Source organism: Bradyrhizobium sp. FW305-F6, from assembly GCF_058782905.1.
Genome location: NZ_JBYSYD010000001.1, coordinates 2,017,872 through 2,031,522 on the forward strand (window position 1 = coordinate 2,017,872; position 13,651 = coordinate 2,031,522).

The following is a 13,651-nucleotide window of genomic DNA, read 5'->3' on the forward strand; positions in this document are numbered from 1 at the left end:
TTGCACCGCCGATTTGGCGGCAACTCCGATGTCTTCTCGATCGATCGTGCCATGAAGATCTATCTGGCAGGCCCCGACGTGTTCCTGCCGGATGCGGTCGAGATCGGCCGGCAGAAGGCTGCGATCTGCGCGGCCCACGGGCTCACCGGCCTCTATCCCCTCGATAACGCAATCGACCTGTCCGCGCCCGATGCTTCGCGGCAGATCTTTTGCGGCAACGAGGCGATGATGGATGCGGCCGATGCCATCATCGCCAACCTCACCCCGTTCCGCGGCGCCGGGGCCGATCCCGGCACCGTCTACGAGCTCGGCTATATGGCCGGGCGCCGCAAGCTCTGCCTGGCCTATTCCAACGATGGCGCGGCCTATGCCGACCGCGTCGCGCGCTTCATGGAGGTCACCTCCGAGAGCCAACGGCTGGTCGACGCCCAGGGGCTGACGGTCGAGGATTTCGGCCTTGTCGACAACCTCATGATGATCCATGCACTGGAGCTGCACGGCTGCCCGCTGGTGACGCCGGCCAAGATGCCGATCGACGCCTGGCGCGATCTCACGGCGTTCGAGACTTGCGTCCGGATGGCGGCCGGGCGATTGGTTGCTACATGAGCGCCGGTCCATCTTGAGAAAGCCGATGCCCCCTGCCCGCAAGCGCGCGGATGTATTGCTGGTCGAGCGCGGCCTGTTCGAGAGCCGGGCGCGGGCGCGCGCAGCGATCGAGGCCGGCCTCGTCACGGCCGACGACAAGCAGGTCTCAAAGCCGTCGGAGACGATCGCCGAGAATGCGGTGATCCAGGCCGAGCCCGCGCACCCTTACGTCTCCCGGGGCGGCGTCAAGCTTGCCGGCGCGCTGGAGCGCTATCCCATCGAGATCGAGGACCGTGTCTGCCTCGATGTCGGCGCCTCCACCGGCGGCTTCACCGAGGTGCTGCTGGCGAACGGCGCGAGCCTGGTGTTCGCGATCGACGTCGGCACCAGCCAGTTGCATCCCTCGTTGCGCGATCATCCGAAGATCGTGTCGATGGAGGAGACGGACATCCGCAGCTACGAGGGCAAGCGCCTGCCGGCGCGGCCCGATGTCGTCGTCATCGACGTCAGCTTCATTTCACTGAAAACGGTGCTGCCGGTCGCGCTGTCGCTCGCCGCCGCACCGACGAGCCTGCTGGCGCTGATCAAGCCGCAATTCGAGGCTAATAGGAAGCACAACAAGAAGGGCATCGTCCGCGATGCCGCCGTACACCGGGAGATCTGCGACGACATCGCGGCCTTCGCCGCTTCGCTCGGCTGCACCGGCATCGAGGTGTTCCCCTCGCCGATTGCGGGCGGCGACGGCAATATCGAATTCTTCCTGGGCGCGCGCCGTGGTTGAGCGTCTGATCATAGATCATGTCGGCCATCGCGGCGACGGGGTCTGCCTCACCACGGGCGATGCGCTCTACGTGCCCTATACGCTCGGCGGCGAGACCGTCGAGGTCGATCGCGTCGTGGGCCACCATCCGGACCGCCGCAAGCTGCTCGCGGTCGATGTCGCCAGCCCCGAACGTGTCGCGCCATTCTGTCCGCATTTCGGCGTTTGCGGCGGCTGCGCGATTCAGCATTGGGCGAGCGAACCGTATCGCGCCTGGAAGCGCGGCATCGTGGTCGAGACGCTGGCGCAGGCCGGCATCGAGTGCGAGGTGGCGCCGCTGGTCGATGCCCATGGCGCGGGCCGCCGCCGCATCACGCTGCACGGGCGCTTCGGCACGCATGACATCCTCAAGGTCGGCTTCTCGGCGACGGGCTCGCACGACGTCATACCCATCGATCGCTGCCCCATCCTTGATCCCGCACTCGACGGGGCATTGGACGCCGCCTGGGCGCTCGCCGAGCCGCTGACGTCGAAGATGCCGGTGACCAAGCCGCTCGACATCCAGGTTACGGCGACCGCGAACGGCCTCGACGTCGACGTGCGCGGCTCCGGCCCGCTGCCGACGCCGCTGGTCACAGCGCTGTCCCGCGTCGCCGAGCAGTACCGCCTAGCGCGACTGACGCGGCACGGCGAGCTGGTGCTGCAACGCCTGCCGCCGGCGGTGAGGATGGGCCGCGCCGAGGTGATCTTGCCGCCGGGCTCGTTCCTGCAGGCGACGGTGGCGGGCGAGGAGACGCTTGCGGCCCTCGTCACTGAACGCATCGGCAAGGCCAAGGAGGTGCTCGACCTCTTCTGCGGCGTCGGCCCATTCGCTCTGAGGCTCGCCGAGAAGGCGCGCGTCACCGCTTACGACAACGATGCCGGCGCGGTCGCAGCGCTTGCGAAGGCGGCGCGCACGTCCGGCCTGAAGCCGATCAGGGCCGAGCCGCGCGACCTGTTCCGCCGCCCGCTGGTGCCGCAGGAGCTGCGAGACTTCGACGCCGTGGTGTTCGACCCGCCGCGCCAGGGCGCCCAGGCTCAGGCGCTGAAGCTCGCCGCGAGCAAGGTGCCCGTAGTGATCGCGGTATCCTGCAACGCCGCGACCTTTGCGCGCGACGCGCGGCTACTGATCGACGGCGGCTACCGGCTGGAGACGGTGGTGCCGGTCGATCAGTTTCGCCACACGCCGCATGTCGAGCTGGTGGCGCGGCTGGTGCGGTAGGCTCCAAGCTCAATCGAGCGACAACCTTGACACCGGTCAATCGCGCGGCCGTCCCCTTGCGCTAAAAGGGTCGTGCGCGATCGAAGCGGAGCGGACAGGCGTGGCCAACCGGCGACAATTCATGGCGACCGCGCTCGGGCTTTCTGCGGCGGCGATCGGCGGCTCTCCTGCCGCAGCCGCGGCGATGACTTATGACCAGGCGGTCAAATCGTCATGGGCTCCGCTGCGAGCCGCTCCCAGGGATCGCGAGCTCGTCCGCTTTGCGACGTTGGCCGCCAACAGCCACAACACGCAGCCTTGGATCTTCTCCGCCCGCGGCGATGTCATCACGATTGCGCCTGACGTCACGCGGCGCTGTCCGGCCGTCGATCCTGACGATCATCATATCTACGTCAGTCTCGGCTGTGCCGCCGAGAACCTCGTCCTCGCCGCCTCCACGCTGGGCTGGCGCGCCGATCCGGTCGTCGACGGCGATCGCATCGTGATTGCGCTGGAGGAGGCCCTGCCTGCGGCATCGGCACTGGCCGACGCCATTGCGGTCAGGCAATGCACCCGTGCGGCCTATGCCGGCACACCTGCCGCGCCCGGGATCTTGCGCCAGCTCGAGAACGCCTGCCGCGAACCCGGCGTCTCGGCGATCGTGATCACCGAGCGCGCGGCGATGGCAAAAGTCACCGACTACGTGCTCGAGGGCAATTCGGCGCAGATGCACGACAAGGCCTTCATGCGCGAGCTCGTCAGCTGGATCCGTTTCAACGAGGCGGAGGCGCTCGCGACCATGGACGGGCTGTTCGCGCCGGCCTCGGGCAATCCCTCGCTGCCATCGTGGGTGGCGCGGCCGCTTCTGAAGCTGTTCTTCACCGAGAGTGGGGAGAACAAGAAGTATCGCGAGCAGCTCGACAGCTCGGCCGGTGTCGTGGTGCTTGCTGCCGATCGCAGCGACAAGGCGCATTGGATCGCGGTCGGCCGCGCCTGTCAGCGCTTCGGCCTGCAGGCCACGGCACTGGGCCTCAAATACGCGTTCATCAACCAGCCGGTCGAGGTCGCAGCGCTCAGGCCGCAATTTGCAACCTGGCTCGGACTGGGCGATCGACGTCCCGATATCGTGATGCGCTTCGGAACCGGCCCGAACCTGCCGAGGTCGTTGCGGCGCCCGCCGGACCTCGTGATGCAATCCTAACGCCGTAAGCCGCTCAGCGCCGGCGATTCGCCGGGCAGCATGTTCGATCTGATATCGCTGTCCATGCGGCTCGAATCCTGTTGGGCATACCCGACGCCGAACGACAGGCTGAGATTGGAGGTCGGCTTGAACTCGACACCGGCAAATCCGCCATAGCCGGGCGAGGCGCCGGTGAGCGGCGCCAGCGAGCTGCCGATGCCGTTGCCGTATTTCAGCGTGTCGAAGCCGGCAAAGAAGGTGACTGGCACCCCGCCCGCGCCCTTCATGTGATAGCCGAACTGCGTGCTGTCATAGGAGAGCGTGCTTAAATTGCCGAACGAGCCCGCCTGGTTGAAGCCGCTCAACCCCAGATCGGCGCGTCCGCTGCCGATGAAGAACCCGTTCGCCGAACCCGTACGCCAATCGGCCTCGCCGGCATTTAAGCCGGCGAAGCTGCCATAGGTGTCCGAACTCTGGCCGGCACCGCCGCCAAGGCCGAAGGGCCCGCCGGGGATCCAGTATCTAATCGGCGAAGTTTGCGCATGAGCCGGCTCCCCGCCAAGGCAGAGCACCGCGAGCGCTGCAAGCGCGCATGAACGTACGAGGTCGAACATTCCGCCTACCGTCAAGTATTATGCAAATTATACCCTCCGGACATCATCAATGCCAGCGGAGGGACTGCGCCGGCGTCGCGGCCGCAGGTCCTCGGGGAACCGCGCCTGATGCCGCATGATCCGCTGCTCACCCGCCTGAATTCCGTTCTTGCAGACGTACCCGGCGTTCAAGCCGTCGTGCTTGGCGGCTCCCGCGCCAGGGGCAGCGCGCACGCGGCCTCGGACTACGATATCGGTCTCTATTTCAAGACTGCGATTCCGCTGGACACCGAGCGGGTGCTGGCCGCCGCGAAGAAGGTCGCCGACGATCCCGCCGCCACCACCGCGACTCCGGTCGGCGAATGGGGGCCATGGATCGTCGGCGGCGCGTGGCTGTCGGTGCAAGGCCGCAAGGTCGATCTGCTCTATCGCAACGCCGATGCGGTCGAAGCTGTGATGAAGTCCTGCCAAGCCGGCCTTGTTACGATGGACTACCAGCCCGGCCATCCGCACGGCTTTTGCTCGGCGATCTGGATGGGCGAGATCGCGTATTGCCAGCCGCTGCACGATCCGAACGGCCTGATCGCACGGCTCAAATCCATCGCGCTTCCCTATCCGGAGCCTCTGCGCGATGCGCTCGTCCGGCGCTTTCAATGGGAAGTCCTGTTCAGCATCGAGAACGCCGAGCTTGCAGCCGCCCGCAACGAGCAGACCCACGTTGCGGGCTGCCTCTACAGATCATTCGCCTGCATCGCGCAGGTTCTGTTCGCGCTCAACGAGCGCTATCTGATCAACGAGAAGGGGGCGCTGCAGGAGGCAGCCGACTTGCCGCTGACCATCCCGCATTTGATGGAGCAGTCCGACCGAACCTGGCAGCTCGTCGGCGATGGCGATTTCGCACAGGCCTGCGCGATCCTGCGGCACCTCGACCGACGATTGAAGGCGCTGACGCGGCCCGGCGGGACGCTGCCGTGAAGGGCTATGCGGTCTTGTCGACCGAAGACGACGAATCCGCCGGCGGATATTTCGTCACCGGCACCATGAAGGATTTGCTGCCGACCTGATAGATGACCTTGCCGTTCTGTCCGTCGTCGGTCGCGATCTGCGTCTGCCCGAACATGATGACGTTCTTGTAGACGTAGCCGGTACCCTGGCGGGTGACACCGTCGGTGGTGACGCTGACCTGCGCCTCCTTGCCGTTGACGGCGAGTACCTTGAAGCTCGCGCTCTTGCCGTTCTCGCTGGAATAGCCGCCCCAGCTTCCCATGAGGCGGCTGTCGGACGCCGGCGGCTGTTGCTTTTCGAGGTTCGCGGTCTGCTTGCCGGCGCCGCCGAAGGAGAACAGCATCACCATGTTCTTGCCGTCCTTGGTGCCGACCGTGACGCCGCCGAAGGTGATGAGCGTGCCCTGAACCTCGGCAAAGCCGCGCTCGGTGCGTCCGTTGTGGGTGTACTCGACCTGCGCCCGCGCACCGCGGATGTTGACGACCTTGAAGCCGACGGGCTGGTTGTTGCCCACCCAATTGCCCTTCCAGTCGCCGAGCAGAGCGCTCTGGCGATACATCCGCTCGTTGGCGGGCGAAATCTGGCTGGTGCTCGATGTGACGATGGCCATTGGATTGCTCGGACGGGCCTGACAAACCCGCTTTCGCTCCCTTGGCAATGTCAGGATGCCGGCTGGAAACGAACAGAAACCATGCGATTAGGGACACGCGCCGGTTAACGGGCGGTTAAGCTCACGCGCCCGTCGTGCGGGCAGAAGGTCTCAGCCGGGGGACGTCAACGCCCCCAGCGGTCGGACCAGATCTTCTCCCCGATCAGGCAGTTGACCCGTGGCTCCTTGTCGGCAACCGGCACCACGGGCCGCTCCGGGGTGCGGCCGGCGATTTCCATCAGCAGCTTGGTGCGGATCGCTTCCTTGAACTTGTCGCGCTCCTTGATCGTGATGACGAACGAGCCGGGACCTCCGATGACGCAATCCTCGTAGTAGTGATCGAGATTGTCGATATCCATGGTCGAGTAGGACGGCTCCTTGGCCATGATCGGCAGGCCGTTGATGACGATGCCCTTCTCCAGGGCGGCGTCGCGCGCCACCGTGACCGGGCCGCCATTGTTGTTGGGGCCGTCGCCGGAAATGTCGATGACGCGGCGCAGGCCGCGATAAGGATCCTCGTCGAACAGCGGCATGGCGAAGTTGATCGCGCCTGATATCGAGGTACGCGACGCACGCCGGATCGGCGTCTTCATGATCTCGGCGGCGACCGCATCCGCCGTCTCCGGTCCGTCGACCAGCCGCCAGGGAATGATGATCTTCTGGTCGCTGGAGGCGGCCCATTCGAAATAGGTCACCGCGATGCGGCCGTTCGGGCCGAGCTTCAGCGCCTGGAGGAACTCCTTCGACTGGATCGCCTGCGCATAGCCTTCGCGCTGGATCGCGAGCTCATCCATGTCCATGGAGTAGGACACGTCGACGGCGAGGATCAGCTCGACATCGACCATCTGCGCGTCCTTGTCGGCCGCCAGCCGCTGCGGTTGATTTTTCGGTGATTCGAACTTGAGTCCTGGTGCCGCGATGCCCGCGACGTCCCCTCCGGCAAACATGCCGGCCACCAGCACAGCCCCGATCGAGAACAGCAAACGCATCGCAGTCTCCCGTCGTATGACGCGATGGTGACATGCAATCGCCTTGCCGCAAAGCATGAAGATCGCTTGCGCTTCACAATCCAGTGCATCGCTGCTGCCCGTTGCCGTCATTTGGCCATTGCGATGACAAGCGGGAACAAGGTGCGATCACACGCGCAGTCGTTCCGCGGCGGCTCGATGAGCCGAATCCGGAATGACGGCGGCGAACGCGGAGACACCCCCCGCCCACTTGCCCGATGAGATTTCCATGCTAGGTTGGCCGCACAGATGGGGATGGAGTCCCCCGCTAACCGCCCGGCGGTCCACGACCGTAGTGGGCTGATGACTCCTGCTTGAGGAAGGCCATGGTTGGGCCTCGGCCTTGGGCGGGAGCATGGACAAACCCGCCGATGGCGGGTTTTTTGTTGTCTGATGGCGAGCGCCGGCAGACGAAGGCGATGAGAAGGCGAAGACGTGACGACGACCACACCGAGTGCTGCACGTCGCGGGCTGCCCAGGGGGATCTGGGTGCTCGGCTTCGTCTCGATGCTGATGGACATCTCTTCCGAGATGATCCACGCGCTGCTGCCGGTCTATCTCGTCACCGTGCTCGGCGCCTCCACGCTCACGGTCGGCTTCATCGAGGGCGTCGCCGAGGCGACCGCCTCGATCACCAAGATCTTCTCCGGGGCGCTGTCGGACTGGCTCGGCCGCCGCAAGCTGCTCGCCGCGCTCGGCTATGGACTTGCCGCCTTCACCAAGCCGCTGTTCCCGCTCGCGCCAAGCGTCGGATGGCTGGTGGCCGCGCGTTTCATCGACCGCGTCGGCAAGGGCATTCGCGGTGCCCCGCGCGACGCACTGATCGCCGATATCGCCCCCGTCGGGCTGCGCGGCGCGAGCTTCGGCCTGCGGCAATCGCTCGACACCATCGGCGCATTCCTCGGACCGCTCGTCGCAATCGGCCTGATGTGGTGGACAGCCGACGATTTTGCCTTGGTGTTCTGGGTGGCCGTGCTGCCGGCGTTCCTGTCCTTTGGTTTGATCGCCTTCGCGGTGAACGAGCCGGAGCCCGATCCAAGCCGGACACCTGCAAGAAACCCGCTCAATCTCGCCGCCATGCGGCAACTCGGAGCGGTCTATTGGCGTGTCGTGGCGATCGGAATCGTTTTCACGCTGGCGCGCTTCAGCGAGGCTTTCCTGATTCTGCGCGCGCAGAACATCGGACTGGGTGTGATGTGGGTGCCGGCCGTGCTGGTGCTGATGAACATCGCCTATGCTCTCTCGGCCTATCCGGCCGGCGTGCTGTCGGACAGGATCAACCGGACCGGCCTGCTCGCCCTCGGTCTCGTCTTCCTCGCCGGCGCCGACCTCGCGCTGGCGCTGCTGCCGAGCCTTTCGGGCCTCGCGCTCGGCGTCGTGCTGTGGGGACTGCATATGGGACTGACGCAAGGCCTGCTGTCGGCCATGATCGCCGATGCTGCCCCGCCGAGCCTGCGCGGCACCGCATTCGGCTATTTCAACCTGTTCACCGGGCTTGCCTTGCTGGCCGCCAGCGTGATTGCTGGCGCTTTATGGGACGCCTACGGCCCGGCAGTAACGTTCCTCGCAGGCCTCGGCTTCGCGCTGGTTTCGCTCGTGGGATTGCTTGCGGTCGGCAAGGGCCTGGCGGCAGACAAATGATGCAGATCGCAGACCAGGAGACGGGACGTTGAACATCCAATACATTCTGGCGGTCGCCGCCGGCGGCGCGCTCGGCGCGGTCGTGCGCTATCTCGTTGCAATCGGTTCAGGCCGGATCTTCGGTACCAACTTTCCCTGGGGCACCCTGATCATCAACGTGACCGGGTCATTCCTGATCGGCGCCTTCACCGCGCTGTTCGCGACGCGATGGAACCTGCCGCAGGCTGCCCGGATCTTTTTGACTGTCGGCATCTGCGGCGGATACACGACGTTCTCGACGTTCTCGCTGGATGCCTGGTATCTGATCGAACGCGGCCAGACCGTCGCCTCGGCCCTCTACATGATCGCATCGGTGGTGCTGTCCGTCGGCGCGCTGATCGCAGCCTTGCATGTCGTTCGCGCGCTTCCCTAGAGCGCGGTGCATTCCTGCCCATCGGCGGCGGCATGAGCCACCGCACCACGCGTCTTGGAGAAGCCCGGGTGCGTGCAATATGATGAAACGGTGGAACTCATCAGAGCCGGGTGTCTGGAAACGATGAACGACCCCGTCACCAAGCCGAAAACCAGGGTAAAGACCAAGGTCGAGCGGCCGCGGCTGCACAAGGTCATCCTGATCAACGACGACTACACGCCGCGCGAATTCGTCACCATGGTGCTGAAGGCCGAATTCCGCATGACCGAAGATCAGGCCTACAAGGTGATGATCACCGCCCACAAGCTTGGCGCCTGCATCGTCGCCGTATTCACCAAGGATGTCGCCGAGACCAAAGCGACCCGCGCCACCGACGCCGGCCGTGCCAAGGGCTATCCGCTGCTGTTCACGACAGAGCCGGAGGAGTAGCGCTTCAGCCGGCCCGCGCCTGCGCTTCGTCAGCGAGCCCGTATACGCGCTGCGCCTTGGACAATCCCGCGATCGGAAATTCGCCGAGCTGGTGCCAATCATGGCGGCAGACATTGGCAAAGCCTTCCGATGCGACGACAGTTCGCCCCAGGCGCCCCGTGATCTTCTCCAGCCTTGCGGCGAGATTGACCGCGGGGCCGATGCAGGTGAAGTCGAGGCGGTTGCCGCCGCCGATATTGCCGTAAAGAATGTTGCCGACATGCAGCGCGACGCCGAAGCGGAAGCGCTCGACGATGTCGCCGACCGGAAAGGCGAGCGCCTCGACGCTGGCACGGGACTCGCGCGCCGCTTCCAGCACGTGCGCGCAGACATGGGCGGTATCGCCGACATATTCGTCGATGGGGAATACCGCGAGCAGCCCGTCGCCCATGAACTTCAGCACCTCGCCGCCATGGCCGCGGATCGCGGCCACCTGGCAGTCGAAATATTGGTTGAGAATCTCGACGACGGTCTCGGCCGGCAGCCGGTCCGACAGCGCGGTGAAGCCGCGCAGGTCCGACAGCCAGATCGCCGCCTGCATGGTGTCGTTGTGGCCGCGGCGGATCTGGCCGCCGAGGATGCGCGCGCCAGCGCGATTGCCGACATAGGTGTCAAGCAACATCTCGGCGGTGCGACGCATAGTGATGATCTCGCTGATGCGTGCGAGCGGCGCTATGACGGCTCGGATGGCCGCGATGTCGCCGTCGCTGAAGCCATCGGGGTGCCGCGTGATCCAGCTCGTCGCGTGGACGGAGCCGTCGAGAAAGGGCATCGGCACCGCGATATAATCGGTCGCGCCTTCGGCGCGCATGTCCTCGAGGAAAGGAAATCGCTTGCTGTCGGGGTCGCTTGGGCGTCCTCTCACCTCGATCCCCTGCTCGAACACGACGCGCAGCGGGCTGCGGGCAAATTCGGGCGTGTCCAGGATTTCGAAATCGACGCTGCCGACTTCGACTTCCTCGCCGTGCTGCCAGATGAAGTTACGGCCGAAAACTTCGGGATGCAGCGTGCGGATGAAGAGGCCGAATCGCCACAGCGGCAGGCCGGCCGCGACCAGCCGTTCGCAGAAATCGGCAATCCCTACGGCCGGCTCCTGAGCCGCCCAAGTGCCGTCGATCAGCCAGTTGGAGATGCGCTGGAGCTCGGAGCTGTTCATGGCCGCATTTGTGGACGAAGTTGCAGGGCCGTCAAGCTGCGCGGTCGGCTGGTGTCGCGACATGAACGGGTCTTCACCTCTCCCGTCGGGAAGAGGTGAAGAAACTCAACGCCCGACCTGTCCGCGATCGCGCAGGAAGTGATCCGCCAGCACGCAAGCCATCATGGCCTCGCCGACGGGGACCGCACGGATGCCGACACAGGGATCGTGCCGGCCCTTGGTGAAGATCTCGGTCTCGGCCCCCTGCCGATCGACGGTGAGACGCGGCTGCAGGATCGACGAGGTCGGCTTCACCGCGAAGCGCACCACCACCGGCTGTCCGGTGGAGATGCCTCCCAGCACGCCGCCGGCATGGTTGGACAGAAACCGCGTGCCGTCATTGCCGGTGCGCATCTCGTCGGCGTTCTCTTCGCCGGTGAGCTCGGCAGCGCCAAAACCGGCGCCGATCTCGACGCCCTTGACGGCGTTGATCGACATCATCGCGGCCGCGAGGTCGGAATCGAGCTTGGCGTAGATCGGGGCGCCGAGACCTGCCGGCACGCCCTCGGCGACGATTTCGATCACCGCGCCGATCGAGGAGCCGCTCTTGCGGATGCCGTCGAGATAGGTCTCGAAGAACGCGGCCTTGTCCTTGTCCGGGCAGAAGAACGGGTTGTTGGCGATCTCGTCCCAATTCCACTTGTCGCGATCGATCTTGTGCGGGCCCATCTGCACCAGAGCGCCCCGCACCTTGACGTCGGGCAGCACCTTTCGCGCGATGGCGCCGGCGGCAACGCGCATCGCGGTCTCGCGCGCCGAGGAGCGGCCGCCGCCGCGATAATCGCGCAGGCCGTATTTGGCTTCATAGGTGAAGTCGGCGTGACCGGGCCGAAACTTGTCCTTGATCTCGGAATAGTCCTTCGAACGCTGGTCGGTGTTCTCGATCAGCAGCCCGATCGGGGTGCCGGTCGTCACCTGCACGCCGGTCTCCGGATGCGCCATCACGCCGGACAGGATCTTCACCTGATCCGGCTCCTGGCGCTGAGTGGTGAAGCGCGACTGGCCGGGTCGGCGGCGCTCGAGATCCTTCTGGATGTCGGCCTCGGTGAGCGGGATCATGGGCGGGCAGCCGTCGACCACGCAGCCGATCGCGACCCCATGGCTCTCGCCGAAGGTGGTGACGCGGAACATGTGGCCGAAGGTGTTGAAGGACATCGCTGCTCGCGGGTTCGGTTCGAGCGTGTGGTAACGCGCTCTCGATGAGGGGTCAAATGGCCGCCATTCATCATGGCCGGGCCTGTCCCGGCCATCCACGTTCTTAGTTCGGGAGGTAAAGTGCGTGGATGCCCGGGACAAGCCCGGGCATGACGGCGGGGATGCGGCCACGCCTAACTGAACTTCTCCAGCCGGCCGTCCCGGAACACGTAGACGGCGCCCTGCTCGATATAGAGCTCGGCGGCGCTGGCGGGGGTCTCGAGGCCCAAGGCGACCATCAGGGCGCGGCAGGTCCCGCCATGGGCCACGGCAACGGTATCGACCAGAAGCGACTCGTACCAGTCGAGCATGCGCAGCTGCACCGCCGCATAGGTCTCCCCACCCGCAGGCCCCACGGTCCATTTGTCGGCGAGGCGCCTTGCATAGATGTCCGGATCCTGCGCCTCGCTCTCGGCCAGCGTCAGTCCTTCCCAGGTGCCGTAGCCGATCTCGCGCAGACGATCGTCGAGCGCGTAATCGGCTGGCGGCAATTCGAGCTTGCCGCGTGCGAGCTCCATGGTCTGGCGCGCACGGCCGAGCGGGCTCGACACGTAAGGCAGCGCGGCCTTGTCGCACCCGTCGCGCTTGAACAGGTCGCCCAGAATGCCGCCAGCCTGCACGGCCTGGCCGCGGCCGCGCGCGTTCAGCGGAATGTCCCTGTTGCCCTGAAGCCTGCCGAGCGCATTCCACTCGGTCTCGCCGTGGCGAAGATAGTAGATCGTAGGCTTGGGCATTTCAGCTCAAGGTCAGTCCTTGCCGCCAAGCGAGATATCAGGTGCATCCGGCCGCTTCATGCCGAGCACGTGATAGCCAGAATCGACGTGGTGCACCTCGCCGGTGACGCCGCGCGAGAGATCAGAGAGGAAATACAGCGCGCTGCCGCCGACGTCCTCGGTCGAGACGTTGCGCCGCATCGGCGCGTTGGCCTCGTTCCATTTCAGGATATAGCGGAAGTCGCCGATGCCGGACGCGGCGAGCGTCTTGATCGGCCCCGCCGAGATCGCGTTGACGCGAATGTTCTTCTCGCCGAGATCGGCGGCGAGATAGCGCACGCTGGCCTCCAGCGCCGCCTTGGCCACGCCCATCACGTTGTAATGCGGCATCCACTTCTCGGCGCCGTAGTAGGAGAGCGTGATCAGCGAGCCGCCATCGATCATCAGCTTCTCGGCGCGCTGCGCCACCGCCGTGAACGAATAGCAGGAGATCAGCATGGACTTGGAAAAGTTCTCCTGCGTGGTGTCGACGTAGCGGCCGTCGAGCTGCTCGCCATAGGCAATCGCGTGCACCAGGAAATCGATCTTGCCCCACTTCTCCTTCAGCACCGCGAAGACGGCGTCGATGGTCGCGGCATCCGTGACGTCGCAATGGCCGAGCACGAGGCCGCCGATCTCGGCGGCGAGCGGCTCGACGCGCTTCTTCAGCGCATCGCCCTGGTAGGTGAAGGCGAGCTCGGCACCGGCCGCGTGGCACGCCTTGGCGATGCCCCAGGCGATCGAGCGGTTGTTGGCGACGCCGAGGACGACCCCGCGCTTGCCCTGCATCAGACCAGAATTCTGCGCCATTTTTGCACGTCCCGTCGAACTCTCGTTGAGGTCTGGAGGTACACCAGCCCTTCTTCGCGGTACAGTCCTAATACGCGGCGTTAACGGTGTTTCGAGTGCCGGAATAGCCGTTCCGGTCGGGTGTTATGATCGCTATGGGCGCTCGCCGAGCGCCAGGGAC

15 protein-coding genes and 1 riboswitch are annotated in these 13,651 nt (G+C 65.6%); of the genes, 8 read left to right on the top strand and 7 right to left on the bottom strand.

Features of this window, described 5'->3' with window-relative positions:
- The first annotated feature begins 51 nt into the window (after positions 1–51).
- From AC3WLX_RS09710 to AC3WLX_RS09725, 4 genes are all read left to right on the top strand, one after another.
- Positions 52–606 (top strand): nucleoside 2-deoxyribosyltransferase, encoded by a 555-nt coding sequence (locus tag AC3WLX_RS09710; protein WP_492335666.1) that lies wholly within the window; start codon positions 52–54, stop codon positions 604–606.
- A gap of 25 nt (positions 607–631) precedes the next feature.
- A complete protein-coding gene (locus AC3WLX_RS09715) occupies positions 632–1,366 on the top strand; it encodes a TlyA family RNA methyltransferase (protein WP_492335667.1) in 735 nt (244 codons plus the stop codon).
- Complete coding sequence (locus AC3WLX_RS09720) at positions 1,359–2,606, top strand: class I SAM-dependent RNA methyltransferase (protein ID WP_492335668.1); 1,248 nt, start codon at positions 1,359–1,361, stop codon at positions 2,604–2,606. The genes AC3WLX_RS09715 and AC3WLX_RS09720 overlap by 8 nt, the downstream gene beginning before the upstream one ends.
- 121 nt (positions 2,607–2,727) lie before the next feature.
- Positions 2,728–3,786, top strand: a complete 1,059-nt coding sequence (locus AC3WLX_RS09725; RefSeq protein WP_492335669.1) for an Acg family FMN-binding oxidoreductase — start codon at positions 2,728–2,730, stop codon at positions 3,784–3,786.
- Here AC3WLX_RS09725 and AC3WLX_RS09730 read toward each other — a convergent pair.
- Positions 3,783–4,379: a hypothetical protein gene (locus AC3WLX_RS09730; RefSeq protein ID WP_492335670.1), complete on the bottom strand. Its 597-nt coding sequence runs from the start codon at positions 4,377–4,379 to the stop codon at positions 3,783–3,785. The two genes, AC3WLX_RS09725 and AC3WLX_RS09730, sit on opposite strands and share 4 nt — an antisense overlap.
- Before the next feature lie 108 nt (positions 4,380–4,487).
- Here AC3WLX_RS09730 and AC3WLX_RS09735 point away from each other — a divergent pair, with 108 nt between their 5' ends.
- On the top strand, positions 4,488–5,333 hold the full coding sequence (locus tag AC3WLX_RS09735; RefSeq protein WP_492335671.1) for a nucleotidyltransferase domain-containing protein: 846 nt from the start codon (positions 4,488–4,490) through the stop codon (positions 5,331–5,333).
- A gap of 4 nt (positions 5,334–5,337) precedes the next feature.
- Here the strand turns inward: AC3WLX_RS09735 and AC3WLX_RS09740 are convergent, their stop codons facing one another.
- The gene (locus AC3WLX_RS09740; protein WP_291620953.1) at positions 5,338–5,973 is read right to left on the bottom strand and encodes a hypothetical protein; all 636 of its coding nucleotides are present in this window, start codon (positions 5,971–5,973) and stop codon (positions 5,338–5,340) included.
- A 164-nt stretch (positions 5,974–6,137) separates the two neighbouring features.
- On the bottom strand, positions 6,138–7,001 hold the full coding sequence (locus AC3WLX_RS09745; RefSeq protein ID WP_492335672.1) for a DUF1194 domain-containing protein: 864 nt from the start codon (positions 6,999–7,001) through the stop codon (positions 6,138–6,140).
- Positions 7,002–7,261: 260 nt separating this feature from the next.
- Positions 7,262–7,339: riboswitch (Fluoride riboswitch) on the top strand.
- A gap of 115 nt (positions 7,340–7,454) precedes the next feature.
- On the opposite strand from AC3WLX_RS09745, the gene AC3WLX_RS09750 reads away from it, so the two are divergent.
- The 3 genes from AC3WLX_RS09750 (at position 7,455) to clpS (ending at position 9,501) form a co-directional block, all read left to right on the top strand.
- Positions 7,455–8,660 carry an MFS transporter gene (locus AC3WLX_RS09750; protein WP_492335673.1) on the top strand — a complete coding sequence of 402 codons (1,206 nt, stop codon included), beginning with the start codon at positions 7,455–7,457 and terminating at the stop codon, positions 8,658–8,660.
- 28 nt (positions 8,661–8,688) lie between these two features.
- Positions 8,689–9,072, top strand: a complete 384-nt coding sequence (gene crcB / locus AC3WLX_RS09755) for a fluoride efflux transporter CrcB (RefSeq protein ID WP_492335674.1) — start codon at positions 8,689–8,691, stop codon at positions 9,070–9,072.
- A 123-nt stretch (positions 9,073–9,195) separates the two neighbouring features.
- A complete protein-coding gene (gene clpS, locus AC3WLX_RS09760; protein WP_492335675.1) occupies positions 9,196–9,501 on the top strand; it encodes an ATP-dependent Clp protease adapter ClpS in 306 nt (101 codons plus the stop codon).
- 4 nt (positions 9,502–9,505) lie between these two features.
- On the opposite strand, the gene AC3WLX_RS09765 is transcribed toward clpS, so the two are convergent.
- The 4 genes from AC3WLX_RS09765 to fabI form a co-directional block, all read right to left on the bottom strand.
- Positions 9,506–10,696: an adenylate/guanylate cyclase domain-containing protein gene (locus AC3WLX_RS09765; protein WP_492335676.1), complete on the bottom strand. Its 1,191-nt coding sequence runs from the start codon at positions 10,694–10,696 to the stop codon at positions 9,506–9,508.
- A gap of 105 nt (positions 10,697–10,801) precedes the next feature.
- Positions 10,802–11,890 (bottom strand): chorismate synthase, encoded by a 1,089-nt coding sequence (gene aroC, locus AC3WLX_RS09770; RefSeq protein ID WP_291629345.1) that lies wholly within the window; start codon positions 11,888–11,890, stop codon positions 10,802–10,804.
- 173 nt (positions 11,891–12,063) lie between these two features.
- Positions 12,064–12,663 (bottom strand): histidine phosphatase family protein, encoded by a 600-nt coding sequence (locus tag AC3WLX_RS09775; protein ID WP_291629348.1) that lies wholly within the window; start codon positions 12,661–12,663, stop codon positions 12,064–12,066.
- Positions 12,664–12,675: 12 nt separating this feature from the next.
- Positions 12,676–13,491: an enoyl-ACP reductase FabI gene (gene fabI / locus AC3WLX_RS09780; RefSeq protein ID WP_492335677.1), complete on the bottom strand. Its 816-nt coding sequence runs from the start codon at positions 13,489–13,491 to the stop codon at positions 12,676–12,678.
- Positions 13,492–13,651: the final 160 nt, after the last annotated feature.